The organism is Streptomyces sp. NPDC044984 (assembly GCF_040646935.1).
In the GTDB taxonomy this organism is placed as follows: domain Bacteria; phylum Actinomycetota; class Actinomycetes; order Streptomycetales; family Streptomycetaceae; genus Streptomyces.
Genome location: NZ_JBEZBE010000002.1, coordinates 389,710 through 411,352, shown reverse-complemented (window position 1 = coordinate 411,352; position 21,643 = coordinate 389,710). Strand labels below are relative to the sequence as shown.

The window sequence follows — 21,643 nt, the reverse complement described above, 5'->3', positions numbered from 1 at the left end:
GCACAGGCGGTGGATCATGCCGTCCCACTCTCCGGGTACCGTGGAGGCATGAGTCATCCGCACCCCGAGCTGAAAGCCGCCCCGCCCCTTCCCGAGGGAGGACTGCGGGTCATCGCTCTGGGCGGCTTGGGCGAGATCGGCCGCAACATGACCGTCTTCGAGCACGCCGGCAAGCTGCTCATCGTCGACTGCGGCGTGCTGTTCCCCGAGGAGACCCAGCCCGGCGTGGACGTGATCCTGCCGGACTTCACCTCGATCCGGGACCGGCTGGACGACATCGTGGCCGTGGTGCTCACCCACGGCCACGAGGACCACATCGGCGGCGTGCCGTACCTGCTGCGCGAGCGGCGCGACATCCCCGTCGTCGGCTCGAAGCTGACGCTGGCGTTCCTGGAGGCCAAGCTCAAGGAACACGGCATCCGGCCGCGCACGGTGCGCGTGCGCGAGGGCGACCGGCGCGGCTTCGGGCCCTTCGACTGCGAGTTCGTGGCGGTCAACCACTCCATCCCCGACAGCCTCGCGGTCGCGATCCGCACCCGGGCCGGGATGGTGCTGCACACCGGCGACTTCAAGATGGACCAGTTCCCCCTCGACGAGCGCATCACCGATCTGCGCGCCTTCGCCCACCTCGGCGAGGAGGGCGTGGACCTGTTCCTCACCGACTCCACCAACGCCGAAGTACCCGGCTTCACCACCTCCGAGCGTGAGCTGAACCCGGCGATCGAGCAGGTGATGCGCACCGCGCCGCGCCGGGTCATCGTCTCCAGCTTCGCCAGCCATGTGCACCGCATCCAGCAGGTCCTGGACGCCGCCCACCAGCACGGCCGCAAGGTCGCCTTCGTCGGCCGGTCGATGGTCCGCAACATGGGCATCGCCCGTGACCTGGGCTACCTGAAGGTCCCCTCCGGTCTGGTCGTGAGCACGAAGGAGCTGGAGAAGCTCCCGGACCACCAGGTCACTCTGGTGTGCACCGGCTCCCAGGGCGAACCGATGGCCGCGCTGTCGCGGATGGCCAACCGCGACCACATGATCCGCATCGGCAAGGGCGACACCGTCCTGCTCGCCAGCTCCCTCATCCCCGGCAACGAGAACGCCATCTACCGGGTGATCAACGGACTCACCCGGTGGGGCGCCCACGTGGTCCACAAGGGCAACGCCAAGGTGCACGTCTCCGGGCACGCCAGCGCCGGCGAACTCGTGTACTGCTACAACATCGTCAAACCCCGCAACGTCATGCCCGTGCACGGCGAGTGGCGCCACCTGCGGGCCAACGGCGACCTCGCCATCCGTACCGGTGTCGACCCCGACCGGGTCGTCATCGCCGAGGACGGCGTCGTCGTCGACCTCGTCGACGGACGCGCGTCCATCACCGGCAAGGTCCCCGCCGGCAACGTCTACGTGGACGGCATGGAAGTCGGTGGCGCCACCGAAGCGTCCCTCAAGGACCGCCTCACCCTCGCGGAGGAGGGCGTCGTCACGGTGGTGGCGATCGTCGACGCGGACACCGGCGCCCTCGCCGAGGCCCCCGACTTCCTGGCCCGCGGTTTCGTCCACGACGACACCACCTTCGAACCGGTCATCCCCGTCATCGAGAAGACCCTGGCCACCGCGGCCGAGGAAGGCGTCGGGGACGCGCGCCAGCTCGAACAGCTCATCGCCCGCGCCGTGGCGAACTGGGCGTTCCGCACCCACCGTCGCAAGCCCCTCATCATCCCCGTCATCATCGACGCCTGAGCCACAGCCCGGCAGTGGAGACCGGTCACGTGGTCGGCGACGACCCGGACCCCAGGTGGTTCATGGGCGCTGGGCTCAGGGAAGCAGTGGGCCACGTCCCGCGCGTACTCGCTGACGCGTACCGGGTCGAGCGGAGGAGGCGGGACCAGCTGGCCGGGGGCCGGTGATCGTGCCCGTGCGGTTTGCCGGCTTCGTGGTCCGGCGGCTACAGCCGGCGGAGAACGGAGTTCAGTGTTTCGATCTCCTGCGCGGAGAGCTTGTCGGTGAAGTGCCGGCGCACCGCGGCGTCGAGGCCGGGGTGCACGGCGGTGACGGCCCGGCGTCCGGTGTCGGTGAGGGTGACGATGACACCGGCGGCGCGTTCGCGGGTGACGAGCTGACGCTTGCTCATGCGGGTGAGCTGGTGGGAGACGCGGGTGCGGTCCCAGCCGAGCGACGCGGCGAGCTCGCTCTGGCGCAGGGACCCCCCGCCCTTGTTCAGGGCGGCGAGGATCGTCAGGTCCGGCTCGGAGAGGCCCGCCGCCTCGGCGGCGTCCGCGATCACACGGGTTCGGACGATCTCGTGGGCGCGCTTGAAGGCGGACCAGAGGGCGACGGGATCCGGTGCGTCCTCGGTCGGTGCCTCGCCCGGCTGGGGAGTCCCGGCGTCCGACGTTGACATGTCAACACACCCTTTCTGGTGTTGAGATGTCAACGCTAGTAGGCGCCTGCCGCTACGTCGGCCCCTGACGGGAACCCCGAGCCGACGCGTCGGTCTACGCAGTCGCCCACGCCTACCGGCAGTTCCTGGAGGACCTGCGGGAGGGCACGTCACGCGTACCCGATTTCGCGCACGGTGTCGCCCGGCACCGCAGCATCGCATCCGTCATCGCGGCAGCGTGACCGGACGTGTGGGTCTCGGGCGGATGAGCCGAGCCGGCGATGAACGGTTCCCGCAGGTCGGTGCGTCCGGGTTGCCCGCACTCGACGGCTGACGGGTCGTTGATTCGCTGACGCTCGTTCGGCGCTCCGGTTCCCGGATGGCCGACGAGAAGAGCTGAAATACGCCCCTGACCAGGCGCTTTGCTTGCTGTGGTACCGGCTGGCGTCTTCTCGACGACGCATCACGTGGAGTGCGCGGCGATTCTGGAGCCTGCGGCAAAGGGTGTTTGACCTGATGGTTCTCTGATTTCCCAGGTTTCGGGCGGGGCGCGTCTGCGTGGTTCCATGGGCGCACGACGTGGAGTGCGCCGCCCGCCGGATGTGCATCCCGGAGCTGCGGTTTCCACGCATCGTTTGGAGGATGGCGAGCGTCGGTCGGGATACCGCCCGGGCGCGGTGGAACGAGGCCGAACCCGGGGCAGGCAGAAGGGGCGTATCCGGTGGCGCGGCCGGTGGTGTCGGGAAGCGTTCCGCGGGCCGCGTGGGGAGTCGAGGCGTCCGTCAGGGCGAGGCTGGCGGATTCGAGGGTCCGTGCGCGGCACCGCACCCCGACGTAGGCGACGGCCGCGGATTCCGCCGCGTCGTACGCGGTGGCCCGGGCCGGGCGGTTCGCGCGCGGTCGTTCCCGGTGAGGGCCGCCGTAGCCGCGTCCACACCCGTTCGAAAGTTTCGGACGTCACGCACATGATTGCGCTACTCCCCTTCCTCGTATTACTCCATCCCTCGCAAGGGTTCACGTAATAGGTGTCTTGACCAGCGGAGTCGTACTCGCCAAGACCTCTTCCGGTGAGTGGGATATTTCCGAAAGCCTGTCGAAAGAGTTGACAGGGTCATGGTGCTCTACGAAAACTGTGGCCACTGAACGACAGGAGGCCGTCGTTCCCCCCCCCGCGTCATGCGACCGGGGGAGGGCGGTCGGTCGTTGCGGCACCACGACGGGCGATCCCCGCCGTGTTCCATGCAAGGCCGCGGGCGGCAGAAGTCGCCCGCCCCCCACCAGCCTTCATCGGGAGGACGCATGCAGCAGGACGGCACGCAGCAGGACCAGATCCAGCAGAACCCCGCCCCCTTCAGCGGCTTGAGCCGACGAGGCTTCCTCGGCGGCGCCGGCACCGTCGCACTCGCCACCGCGTCCGGACTGCTGCTGCCCGGCACCGCCCACGCCGCCACCACCATCACCACCAACCAGACCGGCTACGACGGCATGTACTACTCGTTCTGGACCGACGGCGGCGGCTCCGTCTCCATGACGCTCAACGGCGGCGGCAGTTACAGCACCCGGTGGACCAACTGCGGCAACTTCGTCGCCGGCAAGGGCTGGAACACCGGCGGGCGCAGGACGGTCCGCTACACCGGTTACTTCAACCCGTCGGGCAACGGCTACGGCTGCCTCTACGGCTGGACGTCGAACCCGCTGGTGGAGTACTACATCGTCGACAATTGGGGCAGCTACCGGCCCACCGGTCAGCACAGGGGCACCGTCTACAGCGACGGCGGCACGTACGACATCTACAGGACGACACGGTACAACGCCCCCTCCGTCGAGGGCACCCGCACCTTCGACCAGTACTGGAGCGTCCGGCAGTCGAAGGTGACCAGCGGCTCCGGAACCATCACCACCGGCAACCACTTCGACGCCTGGGCGCGCGCGGGCATGAACATGGGCCAGTTCAGGTACTACATGATCATGGCCACCGAGGGTTACCAGAGCAGCGGAAGCTCGAACATCACGGTCAGCGGCTGACCTCTGTCCGGCGAACGACCGGCTGCGGGCCCCGTCCTCGTGGCGGATCCCGCAGCCGTGGCGAACCCCCCACCGCGGTGGGGGCACTCCCGGCCGAAGGCCGGGGGAGGGGCGACCGGTTCGACGACCGGCACCTCCACACAGCGATCGGCGACCTCCCGCCCTCCGCGGCCACCCGCGCCTTCCGCGCCCCGCCAGCCGCTGCGCGAAGGCGGGGTGAGGGACCCGTCATCACGGCAGCGTGACCGGGTGTGTGGGCCCCGGGCCGACGAGCCGAGCCGGTGATGAACAGTTCCCGCAGGCCGGTGTTCCGGGTCACCCGCACTCGACGGCTGTCGGACCGCCGGTGGGCGGAGGGCCGGCGGCTCCGCGCGGTAGCCGTCGCCCACCAGGAACGGTGCTCCCGCGGGGGTGCTGTGAAGCCCCGCTCCCGGAGAGCGCATCCGACGCCCTCGGCGACGCCGCGGAGGCGGCGACCCTCGGCTGCCCGCAGCCGTCGGGCAGGCGAAGGGGAGCGGAAGCCCGCACGGCCGGCTTCGGCCCCCTCCGTGACGCCGCGCCCCGCGTCAGCCTTCGCCGACCGCCATCTCGCCGAGCAGCGACCAGTCGTCCTGGGGCACCTTCGCGTTGACGATCCTGGGTGTCGCGGCGAGGTGGGGAGGCAAGGTCTGCTGCGCCGCCCTGAAGTGCGCCGAGCCCACGTGTGCCGCACCGGCCTCGTCGTCCCGGAAGGCTTCCACCAGGACGTACTCCGTCGGGTCCTCGATGCTGCGGGACCAGTCGAACCACAGGCATCCCGGCTCGGCGCGCGTCGCGCGGGTGAACTCCTCCACCACCTCGGGCCATCGGTCGGCGTGCTCGGGAAGGACACGGAACTTCGCGGTGATGAAAATCAAGGGATTGCCTCCTTCGTGGTTCGGGGTGAGGATCGCCCGGCCCCGGATGCGGCCGCTCCCCGGGATCGCCCAGGGCGTCCTGGAAACGGTCGAGGGACTACTTGGCGGTGTGCGGGCATACACGGCCCCGCGCGGCGAGGACCATCGGCCCGCACAGGTCGTCGTGGGGGCCGACGAGGTCACCGATGAAGTTGATCTCGGCGGAGATGACGTCGATGGTGGGGTTGTCGACGTTCTCACCGTAGCCGACCACGTGGTGTTCGCCCGCCCGGCGCGGCAGGCCGACGCCGTCCTTGGCGGAGCCGCCCACACCGACGAAGTCGGCGACTGCTTCCGCGTCCTGGGGAATCCCGGCCCGGCAAGCGGCCGGGAGCTCCACCGCCGGCCGTGTGATGCTCGGCGGAGCCCCGGCGTCCATGGCGTGGTGGCAGGCCGTGGCCACGGCCGCACAGTCCTCCGGCGAACCCTCGGCGTCTTCCCTCGACACGGCCATTCCGCCTCCCCCGTTCGGCCGTTCCGCCGTTCGGCCACGGTGATCCGCGATCCACACGGCACGCACTGTCCGAAGACGGTCCCACACCTTCCCCGGTGGCGATGACGCCGTGCGGCAGGGGGACGGCGAGCCGGTCACCGTGGTGGCACGGCCGGGGAGGGGGCGGCGGCGGTGCGCGGTGCGACGGCGGCGGAAGCGGTGCGGCGAAGCCCCGGCCGATACTCGCCCCGACCGCGACCGGTCCCCGACCGGACGGTCCGGTTGGCTTGAGCCATGGGGCGTTCGAGCGGAGGACCGGAGGGGGAGCCGCTCCCTCCTGAGCGGTCCGCGCCGGGAGTGGAGGCGTCGGTGCCGTACGACACGGCGCGAGGGGGCGCATCGTGGACGAGGGAGTGCACCAATGCGCCCACGAGTCCACTCATGAGACGACTGAGGGCGACGGACCGGTTGCGGCCTGCGAACGCGCTCGCGACAATGGGCCGTCCCTTGGGGGGGAACCAACGAAAAAGCGTTGGATGTCCAGGAGTTGACTACAGGGCCCGGTGTGACCGGATAGTTCCCCGGGCTCGTCTCGGATCGGGCTCCTCCTCGCGGCGGCACCGCCCGGTGCCGCCGCGAGGAGTGATGCCGCAGCACAGCAGGGGCAAGGGGGCAGACGTGACGTCCATCAGAAGTGGTGCCGGGTGCGGACATCGCTCCAGGCCGCTCTGAGAGGGCACCGCGAACGTGTTGCTCTCTTCCGGAGCTGACGAGAAACGGTCCGGTCCGGTGGTGCGCTGCCCTGTCTGCCTCCACCCGGGGCGGGACGAACGACGCTGCCCGGCGTGTGGATTCCCGCTCTTCGGGGATCCGGTCCTGGGGGCCGCGACCGAGGAGGACCACCGGTCGGCAGCGGCCGAGCTGGCTGCCGCCGCGCGCGCCTGGGACCTCGACGCGGCCCGGCGCGCGCTGAGCGGTCCGGCCGAGCAGGCGGAGATCGCCGGGCTGCTCCGCCCGGCACCCTCCGGTATCCCGCACCCCTCCGACATCCCCGGCCCCGTCGCACTCCCCGCCCCCGCGGTGGCCGCCGAACCGCACGCCCTGGCCGAGCTGCTGCACGGGCTCACCACCGGTGAGGTGCCCGAGGTGCTGTTCGTCGAGTTCGGCACCCGACGGGCGGCGGTGGTACGGGCGTACGCCGACGCCGCCGGCCTGCCGCACGCGCGCCCGCACGCCGAGACGCCCTGGACCGAGCTGGTCCCCGGGCTCGCCCCCGGGGAGGCCCCGCGCCGCTTCCAGCTCGCCGGAGGCATCGGCACCGTCGAGCCGGTGGACCGTCCGGACTTCGACCGGGCCGTGCGCGACTGGCTGCACGCCGTCGTGCCCGGCGCGTGCGAGGGGACGGGCACCCGTGCCACCGCGCTGGTGCTGCTGCGCGGTGGCGTCGGCTGGACCCTCCTCGACCGGGCCGCCGCCGTGCTGCACGATTCCTGCGCGGCGCGTACCGAGAGCGCCCCGGCCCCCGCACCCGGTCCGGGCACGGCGGCCGCCACCACGGACCGGGTCCGCCGGCTGCTGCGCGGCGCACCGTTGCGGGAACCGCACACCCTGCTCCTGGCGCGGACCGGAACCGGCACGGGCGACCACCTTCCGGTGGAGCTCGCGCACCACGTCCTGTTCGAGGCCGGCCTGCGGCTCGCCCCCGGTGAGACCCGGACGGCCTCGGTCACCGTGCACGGCGGCCTCCCGGTGCCGCCCCCGGGAGGCGGCGCCGCGCCGTCCGAGACCCTGACCGTCGTACTGCCGCTGCTCGCCGGTCACTACCGCCCGGCGGACCACCGCCCCCCGCTCCTCGGCCTGCCCCGTGCCGAACTGCCCGTGCTCGGCTCCGCGCACCTCACCTTCGTCCTGCACGGACCGGGCGAGATCGAGGTGCGCACGGACGGCGGCCACCTCCTGGCCGAGGCACCGGACGGACGCGGACCCGACCTGCGCGCCGTGCTCGCCCGCATGCCGCGGCACCTCCGGCGGCCCAGGCCCGTGGAGCTCATCTGCGCCGTCGAGATGTCCGGCACCGACCGGGCCGAGGTCGCCGAGCGCGTCGGTTTCACGAGCGACCTGATCCGTGCCGCCGAGCGCCACGGCGGCGCGGGCGGCGGCCTGCGGGCCGCGGTGATCGGCTACTACGACCACGCGCCCCGCAACGAGCACCAGCCCGACCGGAAGGTCGTCCGGTCCGTGCGGCCGGGGACGCCCGGCCGGGCACTGCGGCACCTACGGGAGCTGACCTTGGAGGTACGGCCCCGGCGCACCCTCACCTCCTCGCTGGAGGACGCGCTCAGGGAGGCCGCCAGAATGACCGCCGGGCAGCGCGACGAGTCGGCCGACCAGGTGCTCCTGGTGGTCGGGGGCCGGCCGCCGGCCCCGTACACGCAGGAGGGCCTGGTGCCCGGCTGCCCGCGTGCCGTCGACTGGCGGGAGCAGCTGCGGACCCTGCGTCACCGGGGGGTGCGGGTCGGCGTCCGGGCCGAGCCCTTCACCGCGCCCGTCGCTCCCGGGACACCCGGCGGGGACCGGCTGGGCCGCTACCTCTCCGGGGCCTGGCGAGACCTGACGGGCCCGGACCGCCTCCTGCTCCGGCCCGGTACCGACTCGGCGGAGCAGGCGGCGCTCGCCCTCACCGCCGAGCGGTCCCACGACACCGACGGCACCCCGCTCGCGTTCACCGCGCCGCCCTTCCCCCCACGGCCATCCGACCCACCTAGGAGCTGAACCGGCCCATGACGACACAGCAGCGCCGGCCCGACCCGGAGCCCGAGGGCTCCGGGGACGAGGCCGGCTCCCCGGAGCAGAGGCAGTCCCCGAACGCGCACCCCGACGCGGACCGCACCTGGCAGTCGCTCGCCCTCAACGGCAAGCCCGGCGCCGAGGGACCGGCCCCCGCCCCGGCACTCCGGCCCGTACCGGAGCCGCTGCAGGTCGGCGCCCACGACAGCCACACCGTGTCCGACCGGGTCACGCCGCCGAAGGCCATACCGCAGATGGGCGGGGCCGCTCCCGCCGGCGTCAGGATCGGCGTGTGGGGAGCCTCCGGGTCCGGCAAGACGACGTTCCTGGGCGCGGTGCCGATCGGCGCCATGCAGCACCAGCAGCGCGCCCGGGTGAACTGGGTGATCGCCGGGATGGACCCGTCCTCCCAGGAGTTCCTGCTGGACAGCGTGGACCAGCTGGTGTCGCAGCAGCGTTTCCCGGAGGCGACCCGGGCGCAGCGGGACCTCAGATGGTCCTTCACCGGCGACGCGCAGGGCGTCGGAGGCCTCCGGCGTCGGCAGATCTCGTTCGCGCTCGAGGTGCTCGACCTCCCGGGAGAGGCGTTCAACCCCAGGTCCAACCAGGTCGCCGAGGACCTGCACGAGCAGGCCGTGACCCATCTGTCGGGCTGCGGTGGCCTGGTCTACCTGTTCGACCCGCTCCTGGACGCCAACCAGCAGACCGCGAGCATCAACTACTTCTTCGGGATGGCCACTCAGATGACGGCCCGGGTGCGCGACGAGAACCGGCTCCTGCGCAACGGCCGGCTGCCGCACCACGTCGCGGTGTGCATCACCAAGTTCGACCACCCGGACGTCTTCGAGCCGGCGCTGCGGGCCGGCTGGGTCACCCAGGAGCGGGTCGGCGTCATCCCGCGGGTCCCCGACCACCAGGCGCGGGGTTTCTTCGACTGGATCTGCAACAGCTTCCGCGGCGGCAGCGCCCGCCTGGTCCGCGACGGCCTCGGCAACTTCTTCCACCCCGACCGGATGTCCTACTACGCCACCTCCGCCATCGGTTTCCAGCTCAACGCCAACAGCCAGTTCGACTACCGCGGTTACGTCAACGTGGAGCCTGACGGCGAGCGGATCTGCAGCTCCCCGCCGACGCCGATCAACGTCATCGAGCCGCTGATGGCCCTCGAGGAAGGGCTGCGGGGGTCGTCGCGCGGGGGTGGCAGGCTCTGGCGGGGGCGCAGGTGAGCGGGGCATCGGCCGGGACCTCGGTGCACGCCGCCTGGTCCCTCCAGGGCAAGGCGCCGGGGCAGGTGGCCTACGACGTGCAGGCCGGCAGCGTGGAACCCCGGGTCGCCCAGAAGTACTTCTGGGCCGCGTCCACGGAGACGCCGCGCGCCGATCGCGTCCACGCCCCCGACGCGTTGCCCTGGGTGGCGTTCCTCGGCGGCACCGAAGCCGGCCGGACCGTGACCGGTCTGGTGGAGACCACCTGGTCGGGCGGGCGGGACGCCACCGGCCGGATCAGCTACTCGGCACGGTTGCTGCTCCTCGACTGGCAGCCGGTCAGCGGCGCGGGGCTCACCTGGTCCTCGCTCTACGCCGCCGCCCTGGACGCCGAGTGGCCGGCCGCCGACCCGGACGCCGGGCACCCGCCGCACCTCGTCCTCGACGCGGCCCCCACCACGGTCGCGAAGCTGGCCCGGTACATCGAGCAGGACATCGGGTTCGAGTGGGCCGCGCGGTGCGCCGCGCTGCTCCTCGAAGGGCGGCACGTGGCCGTCACGCTGTCCCCGGAGCACGCCGGTCTGAACGCCGTCACCCGGGTCGCCGTGCTCGACGGGATCTGCGCCCTGCTGCCGTACGGCAGCCGCGCCTGGCTGTCCGCCGCGACCTGGGCCGGCCACGGCGCCGACCACGAGCTGCGGCTGACCTTCGCGCTGCGTCCCCGGGGAAACCAGTGCCATGCCGTACTCCGCGGACAGCCGCCGCAGGAGCCCCGCTCGAGTCAGGGCCGTGCCTACCTGGCGGAACTGCTGCGGCTGCGGCAGCAGAAGGGCGTCGACGCCCTGCTCCCCCACCTGCTGTCCCATCGCACCCCGCTGACCCCGCACGACGCCGAGCCGGCGCTGCAGCACCTGCGGGACCTCGATCTGCGGGCGGTGGTGCTGGGGGACATCGACCGGGGGGTGGGCCGGCTGAACGACGTGGCCAGGCTGCTGAGCCTGCACCCGTTGGAGAGCCTGACCGAGCCGGAGGCCGCCACGGTGGCGCGGCACCTGGCGCGCCGCGCCCTGTCCGGCGGCCGCTCCGGGGCGGAGCGCGCGCAGGCCCGGAGCCTGCTCCTGGAGCACTGGTCCCCGCGGGCCGGGGAGGCCCTCGTGGACGAACTCAACTCCTGGGACGCCGAGAGCCAGACCCTTCCCCGGGTGCGTGCCGTCCTCGACCTGGCGGCCGCCGCGGCGCCCCGGGACGGGCAGGCCCACGCCCTGGTCCTGGCCGGCTACCTGGACGGGGACGCGGCGGCCACGACGCCGGACGGACTGCGGTCGCGGAGCGCGCTGCTGCACGCCCTGCAGCGGGACCTGGAGGAGAACACGGCCGCCGCCGTGCACGCCGTTCTCCTCCGGCGCCCGGCCCTGGCCCTGGCCTGGCTCGACGTCAACGCCGAACGGAACACCCTGGACGACCGGCCGGTCCGGGACCTGCTGTCCCTGCCCGGCGGGGACAGCGCGCGGGAGACGCCGAAGTGGCTGCGCGGCGCCGCGCTGATCCACCGCGAACCGCTCGTCGCCGCGGTCGGCGGGGAGATCGACGCGTTCGCCGACGTCTCCGCGACGGCCTGGCGCACCGGCCTGAGACTCGCCTGTCACGCCGGCAACCCCGACGTCCTCCCCTGGCTCAAGCCGGAGCTGTACGACGTCGCCGCGGGACGGAGCGGCACGGACACGGACCGCGACCTCCTGCTCCGCGCGATCGACATCCTCGTACCGCGGCGGCCCGGCCCCACCGGGAAGCACGCCGCGTGGGCCGATCTGTTCCAGCGCCCCCTGCTCGGCTCGGACATGCGGCGGTCCCGGTGCCTGGCGGACGACGGCCGGGCGCCCGCCGAATACGCCGCCGTCCTCAGAGAGGAGCTGCCCCACCTGGGACTGCTGAGCTGGGAGGAGGCCGAGCTGGCCGCCGGGCTGGTCGGCGACCGGCCCGAACAGGTCCCGTACCCGGTCCTGTGGGAGCTGATCCACCCCCGGGGAGCCCCGGCCGCGGGCGGTGTGCGGAGCCTGGAGGGCCCGGTGCTCGCCCGGATCGCCGAGCTGCTGAAACGCACCGGGGACTGGATCACCCACGGCATGCCCGCGCAGTGGGAGCACCATCTGAGGAGCCACCCCGACCTGCAGTGGCTCGCCCACACCGCGGACATCCGCCGGCTCGTCGCCACCCGTACGGCCGCTCCCGAGGAGCTGGGCGACGCGGTCGTGCGGGCCAGCCCCCACTCCCGGTACGCCGACCGCGGGCAGGAGGTCGTCGAGTACCCGTCGGCCGTGCTCGAGGCGATCAGGCCCTGGCTCCACGACCGAGCGGGAAGCGGCGACGCGCTCCACCGCCTGGCCAGGCACCTCGACCGCGCCTCGCCGCAGCGGGCGCTCGGTCGTCTGCTCTACCACTCCATCTCCCAGCAGCGGTTCGGCGACCTGGTGCGGCAGCGGGCACTGGACGGCCACGAGGAGCTGAAGGACAGCGTCGAGCAGGCGATCAGGCTCCTGCGCCAGAAGCCGTCCCGGCGACCGCCGACGCCGCCCGCGCCGTCCTCCGGCCGAGGGCTGGGCGACGGCCCGTCCCGCCCGCCGTCCGGCGCCTACCCCGAGCCCGACCAGGACACGAAGTCCTCCTGGCTGCGCTGGCGGCGGGGGCGAGGGGACGACCGCGTATGAATCCGCCGCACACCCTCGCCCTCGACATCGGCACCCGCTACGCCCGGCTCGCCGTCGCACGGCCCGGCGCCGCGCCGCCGCGTCCGGTACCGCTGCCCGGTGACGTGCCGGGCGAGGGGCTGCCGCTCTCCGCCGCCGTGCGCGGCCGGCCCGTGGCCGCGCTGCGCGAGGCGTACGGCGCCTACCTCGCCCGGTACGGTCCGCCCGCCGGGGCCGTGGTCGTCCTGCCGCGGCGCACCGCACAGGCGTCGGCCGGCCCCGCGACGGCGGCCCTCGCCGCGGAGGGCTGTCCACGGGTCCGGGCGATCGGCACGGCGCACGCCCTGCTCGCCCTGGTCCGGCACGCCGCGGGCGCGGCGGCCGACACCGCGGAGGAGTACCTCGTGTGCGACGCCGGGGCCCGCGCCGTCGACGCCGCCCGCTGCACGCCGGCCGGCCCCTCGGTGCTCCTGCGCGCCACCGCCGAGGCGACCGGGCCGACCGGCCGCCTGGGAGCGGAACTCGACGCGGCGCTCCTCGCCGCCGCCGGTCTCCCCGACGACGAGGAAGGGCACCGCAGACTCGCCGCCGCGCGCCTGGACGACCCCGGCGGCCGCCGGCTGGGGCTCGCCGTGGCCAGGGCCGTGCGCCGCCCCGACCCGTTCGACGAGATCCCGGTCCACCGCCTGGGCGACCGGGACGTCACCGCCGGGACCGTACGGACGTCCCTTCCGCCGCTGATCGACGCGGTGCGGCAGGCCCTGGACGAGGTCGCCGCGCCGCCCGGCGCGGCAGCGCGGCCGCCGTTGCTGCTCGCCGGAGGCCTGGCCCGGCTCGAACCGCTCACCCGGCAGCTGGCGGAGCGTCACCGGCTGCTGCCGCTGCCCGCGGACGTGGACCCCGGGTACGCGGCGGCGGCCGGCGGCGCCCTGGTGGCGGCGGGACTCGCCGACCCCGGCGACCGCTATCCGTACGCCGTCCGCATCAGCACCCACCGCCGCGCCGCCGGACGACTGCACACCGAGGCGCTGGAACTGGCCCCCGCCGGGGCCCTGGAGCCCGGCGGCGACATCGTGTTCGCCGCCAGGGACGGCCGGCCCGTCCAGGTGCTCCCCGACGCGGCGGCCGGGCGCCCGCTGCGGATCGAGGCCGTCGGCCCCGACGGCCGCCCGGTCCCGCTGCCGGACGTCACACTGCCCGCCGGCACCCCGGACGGGCCCTGCCGGGTCGGCGTCCGCGTCGGCGCGGACGGGGCGGCGGCCCTCGTGCTGCGCCCGGTGGCGAACGGCGCGGACGCGGAGACCCGCCTTCCGCTCGGCCCCCTGCCCGTCCCGCCCGAAACCTGATCCGTCCCCGTCCCCGTCCCCGTCCCCGTCCCCGTCGACCCCGACCAGTGCCGCGCCCGAGGAGCTCTCATCCGATGAACCAGCCGCCGCCACGCCCGAGGCCGGAACGAGCGCGCGCCCGTGCCGTCCACCGCGCCGCCGCCGGACTCGCCGCCCTGGTGCTCACGGCCCTGCCCGCCGTGGCGTCCGGGACGGCTCCCGCGGCCGCCCGTACCGCCGCCGACCCGACGCGGGCCGGGTCGTCGCCCAGCCGCAGCGAGATCTACTCCGAGCTCGGCCTGGACCGGGTGCCCGCCGACTACGTCGTCCTGGTGGACGTCTCCGGCTCGATGCTGGACAAGGGGCGCTACTCGTCGGTCCGGTCGGCGCTGCTGCCGTTCCTGAAGGGCCTGTCGCCACGGGACTACGTCGCCCTGTTCACCTTCGGGGACAAGGCCGAGGCGGTCTACCTGGGCCACCCGTCCGACCCGGAGGGCATCATCGGCAAACTGCCCGGCCGGGCCGGGCCCTCCGGCGTGCAGACCGACATCGGCGCCGCCCTGGACCGCGGCCTGGCCGAGCTGGAGCGGCCCGGTGCCGCCGAGATCGGCTCGGTGGTGATGTTCACGGACGGCAAGCACGATCCGCCGGAGGGCTCCGCGTACCCCAGGTCCGACGGGACGGCGTGGAACGCGCTGCGGGGCCGGGCCGAGAAGCTGGCCGACGGACACGAACTGGCCGCCTACTCCATGCCGTTGGCGACCGACGAGTCCGGCACCGCGCAGCTGTCCGGCGTCGTCCCGGACACCACCGAGCTGCGGCCGGACTCGGTACAGAACCTCGCCGAATACCTCGGGCGGGCCGCCGAGCGGGTCCGGGCGCGCAAGGCCGCGCGGCTGATCGCACCGGACGAGGGCAAGGGCGTCACCGCCACGCTGTCGCCCACCGGGGCACTCGACCTGGACGACGGCGGCGCGGCGGCCACACTGACCCTGACCGCCACGACCGAGCGGGTGCCGCTGACCGTGACCGGCCTCGGGGCGACCCTGGACGGGCAGCCGCTCACCGTCACCGGCCTGCCGGACCGGGTGTCCCTGGAACCGGGCGCGGCACGGCGGTTCGACGTCCAGGTACGGGGCGAGCCCGACGCCGGGCTGCTGCCGGTGCGGCGGACCTGGGAGGCCGAGGTCGGCCTGACCGTGCACGGCGAGGTCGCGACGCCCTGGGCGGCCACCCTGGACGACGTGGAGTTCGAGGTGCCGGAGGCGGTGGAGGGACCGGCCGAGGGCCTGCGGCTGCGGGCGGAGGTCGGCTCCGCGCTGACCCTGCCCCTGCTGATCGGGGTTCCGCTGCTGGTCCTCCTCGCGGCCCTGCTGCTGTGGACGCGGTACAACCGGGCGGTCCTGAACGGCGTACTGGTCCTGTCCCCGGCGTCCGGCGACGGCCCGCAGGACCACATCGCCCTGCACGGACGGCGGCTGGCGCTCGCACCGCCGCAGACCGGCGGCGCGGGCCGCGTCCACGGCCGCCGGTTCCGGGCGGACGACGGCCGTCGCGGGGTCGCGCTGCACCTCAGCTACAGCCCGGACGGCACCCCGGCACGGAGCGCGGACGCCGTGTGCCGGCCGGGCGACGCGGTAGTGGTCAACGGCATCCGCTTCGCCTACCGGGCGGACCGCGACGGGCCGCCCGCGGCCGCCGCACCGGAAGCCGGCGGAGTACCCGCCCCCATGCCGATCCCGCGGCCCGGTTCACTCCCGCACCACGGGGACGGCCCCTGGGGCGGCTCCCCGCCGCGACCGCCCGCGCAGCGCGAGAGGCCCGCGCCCTCGGAACGGGACCTTCCGTGACCGGCCCCGCCCTCAACGTCGCCGCCACCCGGGTCGGCACCCACGCCCTGGGCCCGGGGCGACGGTCGGTGGTGTGGGTGCAGGGCTGCCCCTTCCGCTGCGCGGGCTGCCTGGCCCCGGAGTGGATCCCGGACCGCCCCGCCCGCCACGTGGAGCCCGCCGAGCTGGCCGACGAGTTGCTCGCCGATCCCGGCGTGACGGGTCTGACGCTCTCCGGGGGCGAGCCGATGGCCCAGGCCGACGGGCTCGCCGCGCTGGTCCGCGCGGCCCGCGGCCGTCGCGACCTCTCGGTGGTCTGCTTCACCGGCTACCGCCTGGAACGGCTGCGTGCCCGCCCGCCCGTACCGGGCGTCACCGAACTGCTCGGCCTCCTGGACGTGCTGATCGACGGCCGGTACGTCGCCGGCCTCGACGACGGCAAGGGGCTGCGGGGAAGCAGCAACCAGCGCGTCCACCACCTCACGCCCCGGCTCGCCGGATGCGGACACGACTTCACGGGCGGGCCGCGTACCGCCGAGATAACCGTCGACGGGACCACCGCCCTGCTGGTCGGGGTCCCGCCTCCCGGGCTGCTCGCGGCCTTCGACTCCGCCGTGGAGGAGGCCCGTTCGCGGCTGCGCCTCCCCGGAACACCCGACGCGGCGCCCGGCACCACCCGGGCGCGGACCACCGCCGACCGAACAGGTGAGGACGACTGATCATGAGCGGCAAGAAGCGCATCCTGGTGGACGAGACCGAGTGGTACCGGGCTCAGCGGGCGGCCCAGAACCTCAAACAGGTCCGGCGCGACGTTCCCCGGCTCCTCGACGAGGTCCGGCGGCGGACCGAGGCCGACCAGGCCCGCACCCGCGCCCAGTTGGAGGAGCGCGCCCGCAGGACGGAAGAGGCGCTCTCCGGTCTGACGGCCCACACCCGGCGACTCGAACGGGACACGGAGCGCAGGCTGCGCGAGCAGTCCGAGCGCCTGCGCCAGGAGCTGCGCGGCACCGCGGAGCGCCTCGAACGCGACACCCGTACCAGGCTCGCGGAGCAGCGCGCGGCCCTGGAAGGGCAGCTCGCCGCCGAACGCGAACAGCGCCGCCGCGACATCGCCGGCCTGACCGAACGCGTCGACGAGCTCGCCGGGAACCGCGAGCGTGCCGCGGCCGCCGTCCGGGACTGGCTCGCCGACGGCGCCACGATGGCCGACCTCGTCGCCGCTCTGCCGCACGAACGGCACGCTCCCGGCAGGCTCGACCGGCTCCGCCTGGACCTCGACACCGCCCGGCGGAACAGCGACGCCGGCCATCACGAGGCCGCGCTCCCCCTCGCGCAGCGCGCCTACCTGGACCTCGGCGAACTGCGCCTCGACATCGAGCACCGGGAGCTGGAGCGGCGGCTCGCCCAGGGCGCCGCCACCGACGCCCTGGTCCTGGTCGAGACCCTGTGCACGCAGAACGGGGTCAGGCCGGTGACGGGCCCCGACGGCCGGCCGCTGCAGGGGGCCGAGCTCGATGTGGACCACTGGTCGGAGGGCGAGCTCGAAGAGCTGCGGGGTCAGGTGGCCGAGCGGCTCTCCCGGGCGAGGGACGACGCGACGACCGTCGCCGAGCAGCGCGAACTGGCCGCCGAGGCGGCGGAGCTGGAGCAGCGGCTCGGCGAGGTCGTGGACCGGGCCGGCATGCGGCTGCTCGCCTCACAGCTCCGTGTGAACCTCGCCGACTCGGTGGCCGGGACCCTCTCCCGGATCGGCGCCTACGAGCTGACGGACGGCGAGTACGAGGACGAGGACGAACGCCGCTCGTACCACGCCGTCCTCGAGCACGCGAACGGCAACAAGATCGTGGTGCAGGTCCTGCCCGCGCCGGAGGGGGAGACGGGGCAGGTCCTGCGGGTCCTCTCCTACGACTACGACACGGCCTCGGAACGTGAACTCCGGGACCGCGCCGAGGCGGTACGGCACGCGCTCGCGGACGACGGGCACCCGACCGGGGCCCTGGAGAGCGAACCCGGCGTCCCGGACCCGACGGCCGTCGATCTGGACCGGTTCCGCAAGCCGGCGGCCGCCCCGCTGCGCAAGCGCCCGGCCGACGGCGTCTCGTGACCGGTCGGCTCGGCTCCCGCTTCGCCGACCTGCGGCTGGGCGTCGGCGAGCCGTTCACCGTGGTGTACGGGCCCGGCGTGGACGACACCTTCGTCGGCGCCGACTACCGGGAGAGGAACCTGGACGCGGTGCTGTGGCACCTGCTGCGCGCCCGGTCCTGCGCGTATGTGGCCTACAGCTCCCAGCGCCGGCCCCTGTACTTCCTGGACCCGGAGTCCGAGGCGCGGTCCCGGCCGTCCGGCCGCGCCCCGGCCGACGCGCCGCCGCGCACACCGACGGGACCGGCGGGCTCGGCGGGACCCGGGCTCATGCGCCACCCCAGGCTGCGCGGCCCGCTCGGCCGGGTGGTGGTCCGCCCGCCCGCACCGGAGCCGAACCCCGCGCCCGCCGGGGTGCGGAACGCCTCCTCCGCCGCGGAGGGGACCGGCTCGCCCGCCGAGCCCGGACCGCCGCGCGCCCTCTCCGACCCCTTCACCGTCATGACCCTGACGGGATATCTGACCGATCCGCCGCGCCGTGCGGCCGTGGTGTTCACCGAGGCGGAGAGCACCCTGCGGCACACCGACGCCACCCGCCCCCTGAACACCTTCTTCAGCGACTGGGCCCGGCACGGCGACTACGACCACCCGGTCGTCCTGGTCTTCGCGCGCCCGACGTTCGACGCCTGTGTGGAGTACGTCGAATCGCTGCACGGTTACCCCGGCCTGGCCGCCCGGCTGTGCCGGCAGGCCACGCCCTCCGTCCGCGTCGGCTTCCCGGACGAGGCCGAACTGCACCGCCTCGTCCAGCGCATGCGCCTGCGCGACGGTCTGCGCATCGGTGACTGGCGCGAACTGGACAGCGTCGTACGGGCGATGGCCGCCCAGCCGCTCACCGTGAAGAACTGGCGCAGCAACCTGCTGTCCCTCGGCGACACCCCGCTCAGCGGCGGCGAGCTGACCGAGCGGGGCTGGCTGCCGCGCTCGGGCCGGGACACGCGCCCGGCCGAGAAGCAGCTGGAAGACCTGGTGGGCCTGGAACCGGTGAAGGAACACCTGAAACGGCTGCGCAGGCGGGTGGCGGCGGAAGCGCTGCTGCGCGGGCAGGGGTTCGGCGAGAACGCCGAACCGGCCTCCCCCCACCTGCTGTTCGCCGGCCCACCCGGTACCGGGAAGACCATGGTGGCCCGGCTCGTCGGCGAGATGTACCGGGAACTCGGCGTGCTGAGCCGCGGCCACACGGTGGAGACCCGGCTCGACGACCTGATCGCGGGGTACGTCGGACAGACCTCGTCCCGCGCCCACGCCGTGCTGGACGAAGCCGTGGACGGGGTGCTGTTCCTCGACGAGGTGCACGGCCTGAGCAGTGAGAACGGCAGCTTCGACCGGGACGCCCTGAAGGTCCTGCTCGCCAGGCTGGAGAACGACCGGGACCGGTTCGTGGTGATCGCGGCCGGGTACCCCGACAAGGTCGACGAGTTCCTCGCCTCCGACGACGGCCTCCACCGCCGGTTCGGCGAGCGCATCGTCTTTCCCGACTACCCGCCGGACGTGCTGCACCGCATCCTGCTGCGGTACCTGGCGGCACGCGGCCTGCGCTGGGACGGGACGCTGGCCGACCGGCTGCTGCAGGTCGTCACCGAACTGCACGCCACGCGCGGCCCCGACTTCGGCAACGCCGGCACCATGCGCAACCTCAGCGAGGAGATCTTCACCGAGTGGGCCGTCCGGGTCGGCGAGGACATCGGGCAGCCGCTCACCGCCGAAGACCTGCCGGAGGGCTACCGCGCCCTGCTGCCCCGGCCCGCGCCCGACGACGCCGCCCTGCTGTCCGAGCTGGACGACATGGTGGGCCTCGCCCCGGTGCGCCGGACGCTCACCGACCTCGCCAACCGCATCCGGCTCCGCCAGGCCCGCGGCAGAAGCCTGCCCGCGCCCCCGAACCTGCTGTTCACGGGGCCGCCCGGCACCGGCAAGACGACCGTGGCGCGGGCCGTCGGCGAGATGTTCCGCAAGCTCGGAGTGCTGCGCAAGGGCCATGTGGTCGAGACCACGCGCGCCGACCTGGTCGCCGAGTACGTCGGCCAGACCGCGCCCAGGGTCCGCGAGGCCGTGCACGCGGCCCTCGACGGCGTGCTCTTCATCGACGAGGCGTACAGCCTGACGGCCGGCGCCGGCATCCACGGCGCCGACTTCGGCAAGGAGGCCGTCGACACCCTGGTCAGCGAGATGGAGAACTGGAACGACCGGCTCACGGTGATCGCCGCGGGTTATCCGCGCGAAATGGACGCGTTCGTGCGCAGCAACAGCGGTCTCGCCTCCCGCTTCACACTGAGCGTGGAGTTCCCGCCGTACGGCGCCGAGGAACTGGTCGAGGTGCTGCGCCGGAGCGCCGCGGCCGACGGCTACCTCCTCACGCCGGAGGCCGCGGAACGGGCCGGGCAGTGGTTCGACGTCCGACGGCACGCCGATCCCGCCGGGTTCGGCAGCGCCCGCGAGGTACGCGGCCTGCTCGCCGCCATGGAGTCCCGCCTCGCCGGCCGCCTCCTGGCGGGCCCCACCGCCGCCGACCCCTCCACGTTCACCGCCGACGACGTCCCGCCCCCCTAATCCAGCGCCTCCCGCAGCACCCGGTCGATCTCGCCGAGGCGTCGCTCCACGTCGGCGGCGGTGAGCCGCGCGCGCTCGAGTGCCGTACCGGTCTCGACGAGCCGGTCCCCGTGCGCGCCGCCGCCGCTGCCGTCGCCGTCGGCCTGTCCCCACGCGGACAGCGCCTCCGCCAGCTCCCGGTCCGCCCGCGCGTAACGCTCCAACTGGGGAACCCGTTCCCCGAGCGCGGCGCGGACCGCCTCGAGGCGCCGACTCCGCTCGTCCAGCTCGGAGGTGACCCGGGCCAGCTCCCGCTCCTCCACGGCGAGCCGCTCGCCGCTCTCCTCGGCCTGGCGCAGCGCCTCCCGGGTCCGCGGGGCGAGCGCGTCCAGCTGGTCCTCGCTGAGCCGCACCAGTGCGCCGCAGTCCGCGGTCAGCGTCCGCTCGGCGGAAGTGTCCCGGGAGCGCAGCGCCTCCAGACGCTCGTCCACCACCTGCTGCTGTCCGCGCAGCGCGTCCAGCGTGTCCACCAGCCTTTCGAGGCGGCGCAGTTCCGCGACGCGGTCCCGCAACTCCGCGTGCTCCGCGAGGCGTCGGCGCAGCTCGTCCTCGGCGCCGGCGAGCCGCTCCAGTGCCGTCCGGTCGGCCCGCAGCCGTTCGTGGAGCGCGGTGAGCTCGGCGAGCCGCTTGTCCAGCTGCTCCGCCGGCCGCTCCCCGGGCCGGGCGGCCGCCACCAGGAGGGGAGCCTCGGCGGCCAGCGCCGGAACCTCCTCCAGCGCGTCGTACAGGTCGAACACCCCCTCGAGCGCGGCGACACCGTCGCCGTCCCGTCTCTCCGCCAGCACCTCCGCGGCCCACCGGAGCGAGGCGCCGAGCGCCGCGAGGGCGTCGCCTCCCGCGAGCGCGTCGCGCAGTACCCGGCGGGCACGCCCCTGTGAGGACGTGTCGTCCGCAGCCGTCATCCCCGCCCCGCTTCCCTGTCCACACCGCTGCCTCAGGCAGCGTAGCGCCGAAGTTCCGGCCGGCAGGCGCATTCGCCTGTGGGACGGGGCCGCCCGGACCTAGACTGCGCCATCGGTGAGCCGGCCTCGTCCCACGGACGAGGCCCGGGGGAAGGGAGGAGCCCGTGAGCGAGCCGGAAAGCGACCCCGTGCCCGAAGCCCGCCCCCCGCTCCCCGCGGAACCCGTCCTGACCTCAATGGTGTTGGCCCTGCTCGGCGATGTCGCCTCCGCCGAACGGAACTGGCACGAGGCGCGCCACTGGTACCGCCGCGCCCTGGCGGCCCCCGACGGGGACCGGGCACACGACCGTGCTCGCGCGGCCCTCGGGACCCTTCCACCACAGCGCCCGGACGGCCGGTGAGCCGGGTGCCCC

General features: G+C 74.3%; 15 protein-coding genes. 11 read left to right on the top strand and 4 right to left on the bottom strand.

The window, feature by feature from the left end; all coding sequences use genetic code 11:
- Nucleotides 1-48 precede the first annotated feature (48 nt).
- Nucleotides 49-1,734, top strand: coding sequence for a ribonuclease J (locus tag AB0A94_RS03930; protein ID WP_361738399.1), 1,686 nt, complete (start codon nucleotides 49-51; stop codon nucleotides 1,732-1,734).
- Between the two features lie 205 nt (nucleotides 1,735-1,939).
- Here AB0A94_RS03930 and AB0A94_RS03925 read toward each other — a convergent pair whose 3' ends face one another.
- Complete coding sequence (locus tag AB0A94_RS03925) at nucleotides 1,940-2,395, bottom strand: MarR family winged helix-turn-helix transcriptional regulator (RefSeq protein ID WP_361738396.1); 456 nt, start codon at nucleotides 2,393-2,395, stop codon at nucleotides 1,940-1,942.
- Between the two features lie 1,278 nt (nucleotides 2,396-3,673).
- Here AB0A94_RS03925 and AB0A94_RS03920 point away from each other — a divergent pair.
- Complete coding sequence (locus AB0A94_RS03920; protein WP_361738394.1) at nucleotides 3,674-4,399, top strand: glycoside hydrolase family 11 protein; 726 nt, start codon at nucleotides 3,674-3,676, stop codon at nucleotides 4,397-4,399.
- A 566-nt stretch (nucleotides 4,400-4,965) separates the two neighbouring features.
- Here AB0A94_RS03920 and AB0A94_RS03915 read toward each other — a convergent pair.
- Both AB0A94_RS03915 and AB0A94_RS03910 read right to left on the bottom strand, forming a co-directional pair.
- Entirely contained in the window at nucleotides 4,966-5,295 is a 330-nt protein-coding gene (locus AB0A94_RS03915) for a putative quinol monooxygenase (RefSeq protein WP_361738391.1), read from the bottom strand.
- A gap of 97 nt (nucleotides 5,296-5,392) precedes the next feature.
- Nucleotides 5,393-5,782 (bottom strand): hypothetical protein, encoded by a 390-nt coding sequence (locus tag AB0A94_RS03910; protein WP_361738388.1) that lies wholly within the window; start codon nucleotides 5,780-5,782, stop codon nucleotides 5,393-5,395.
- Nucleotides 5,783-6,556: 774 nt separating this feature from the next.
- Here AB0A94_RS03910 and AB0A94_RS03905 point away from each other — a divergent pair.
- The 8 genes from AB0A94_RS03905 to AB0A94_RS03870 all read left to right on the top strand — a co-directional run bounded on the left by AB0A94_RS03905 (nucleotide 6,557) and on the right by AB0A94_RS03870 (nucleotide 20,289).
- Nucleotides 6,557-8,539: a hypothetical protein gene (locus AB0A94_RS03905; RefSeq protein ID WP_361738385.1), complete on the top strand. Its 1,983-nt coding sequence runs from the start codon at nucleotides 6,557-6,559 to the stop codon at nucleotides 8,537-8,539.
- Between the two features lie 8 nt (nucleotides 8,540-8,547).
- The gene (locus AB0A94_RS03900) at nucleotides 8,548-9,780 is read left to right on the top strand and encodes a hypothetical protein (RefSeq protein WP_361738382.1); all 1,233 of its coding nucleotides are present in this window, start codon (nucleotides 8,548-8,550) and stop codon (nucleotides 9,778-9,780) included.
- Entirely contained in the window at nucleotides 9,777-12,464 is a 2,688-nt protein-coding gene (locus tag AB0A94_RS03895; protein ID WP_361738379.1) for a hypothetical protein, read from the top strand. The genes AB0A94_RS03900 and AB0A94_RS03895 overlap by 4 nt, the downstream gene beginning before the upstream one ends.
- A complete protein-coding gene (locus AB0A94_RS03890; protein WP_361738376.1) occupies nucleotides 12,461-13,789 on the top strand; it encodes a hypothetical protein in 1,329 nt (442 codons plus the stop codon). The genes AB0A94_RS03895 and AB0A94_RS03890 overlap by 4 nt, the downstream gene beginning before the upstream one ends.
- A gap of 74 nt (nucleotides 13,790-13,863) precedes the next feature.
- Nucleotides 13,864-15,618, top strand: coding sequence for a vWA domain-containing protein (locus AB0A94_RS03885; RefSeq protein WP_361738373.1), 1,755 nt, complete (start codon nucleotides 13,864-13,866; stop codon nucleotides 15,616-15,618).
- On the top strand, nucleotides 15,615-16,316 hold the full coding sequence (locus AB0A94_RS03880; RefSeq protein ID WP_361738370.1) for a 4Fe-4S single cluster domain-containing protein: 702 nt from the start codon (nucleotides 15,615-15,617) through the stop codon (nucleotides 16,314-16,316). Before AB0A94_RS03885 ends, AB0A94_RS03880 begins: the two co-directional genes overlap by 4 nt.
- Nucleotides 16,317-16,318: 2 nt before the next feature.
- Complete coding sequence (locus AB0A94_RS03875) at nucleotides 16,319-17,701, top strand: hypothetical protein (RefSeq protein ID WP_361738367.1); 1,383 nt, start codon at nucleotides 16,319-16,321, stop codon at nucleotides 17,699-17,701.
- Nucleotides 17,698-20,289: an AAA family ATPase gene (locus AB0A94_RS03870; RefSeq protein ID WP_361738364.1), complete on the top strand. Its 2,592-nt coding sequence runs from the start codon at nucleotides 17,698-17,700 to the stop codon at nucleotides 20,287-20,289. Before AB0A94_RS03875 ends, AB0A94_RS03870 begins: the two co-directional genes overlap by 4 nt.
- On the opposite strand, the gene AB0A94_RS03865 is transcribed toward AB0A94_RS03870, so the two are convergent.
- Nucleotides 20,286-21,230: a hypothetical protein gene (locus AB0A94_RS03865; RefSeq protein WP_361738361.1), complete on the bottom strand. Its 945-nt coding sequence runs from the start codon at nucleotides 21,228-21,230 to the stop codon at nucleotides 20,286-20,288. The genes AB0A94_RS03870 and AB0A94_RS03865 overlap by 4 nt on opposite strands.
- Before the next feature lie 164 nt (nucleotides 21,231-21,394).
- Here AB0A94_RS03865 and AB0A94_RS03860 point away from each other — a divergent pair, with 164 nt between their 5' ends.
- Nucleotides 21,395-21,631, top strand: coding sequence for a hypothetical protein (locus AB0A94_RS03860; protein WP_361738358.1), 237 nt, complete (start codon nucleotides 21,395-21,397; stop codon nucleotides 21,629-21,631).
- Nucleotides 21,632-21,643 lie beyond the last annotated feature (12 nt).

Bases quoted from the DNA above. Each gene is read 5' to 3' on its own strand.
- AB0A94_RS03930 (WP_361738399.1), top strand. From the start codon at position 49: ATGAGTCATCCGCACCCCGAGCTGAAAGCCGCCCCGCCCCTTCCCGAG.
- AB0A94_RS03925 (WP_361738396.1), bottom strand. From the start codon at position 2,395: ATGTCAACGTCGGACGCCGGGACTCCCCAGCCGGGCGAGGCACCGACC.
- AB0A94_RS03920 (WP_361738394.1), top strand. From the start codon at position 3,674: ATGCAGCAGGACGGCACGCAGCAGGACCAGATCCAGCAGAACCCCGCC.
- AB0A94_RS03900 (WP_361738382.1), top strand. From the start codon at position 8,548: ATGACGACACAGCAGCGCCGGCCCGACCCGGAGCCCGAGGGCTCCGGG.
- AB0A94_RS03890 (WP_361738376.1), top strand. From the start codon at position 12,461: ATGAATCCGCCGCACACCCTCGCCCTCGACATCGGCACCCGCTACGCC.
- AB0A94_RS03885 (WP_361738373.1), top strand. From the start codon at position 13,864: ATGAACCAGCCGCCGCCACGCCCGAGGCCGGAACGAGCGCGCGCCCGT.
- AB0A94_RS03875 (WP_361738367.1), top strand. From the start codon at position 16,319: ATGAGCGGCAAGAAGCGCATCCTGGTGGACGAGACCGAGTGGTACCGG.
- AB0A94_RS03865 (WP_361738361.1), bottom strand. From the start codon at position 21,230: ATGACGGCTGCGGACGACACGTCCTCACAGGGGCGTGCCCGCCGGGTA.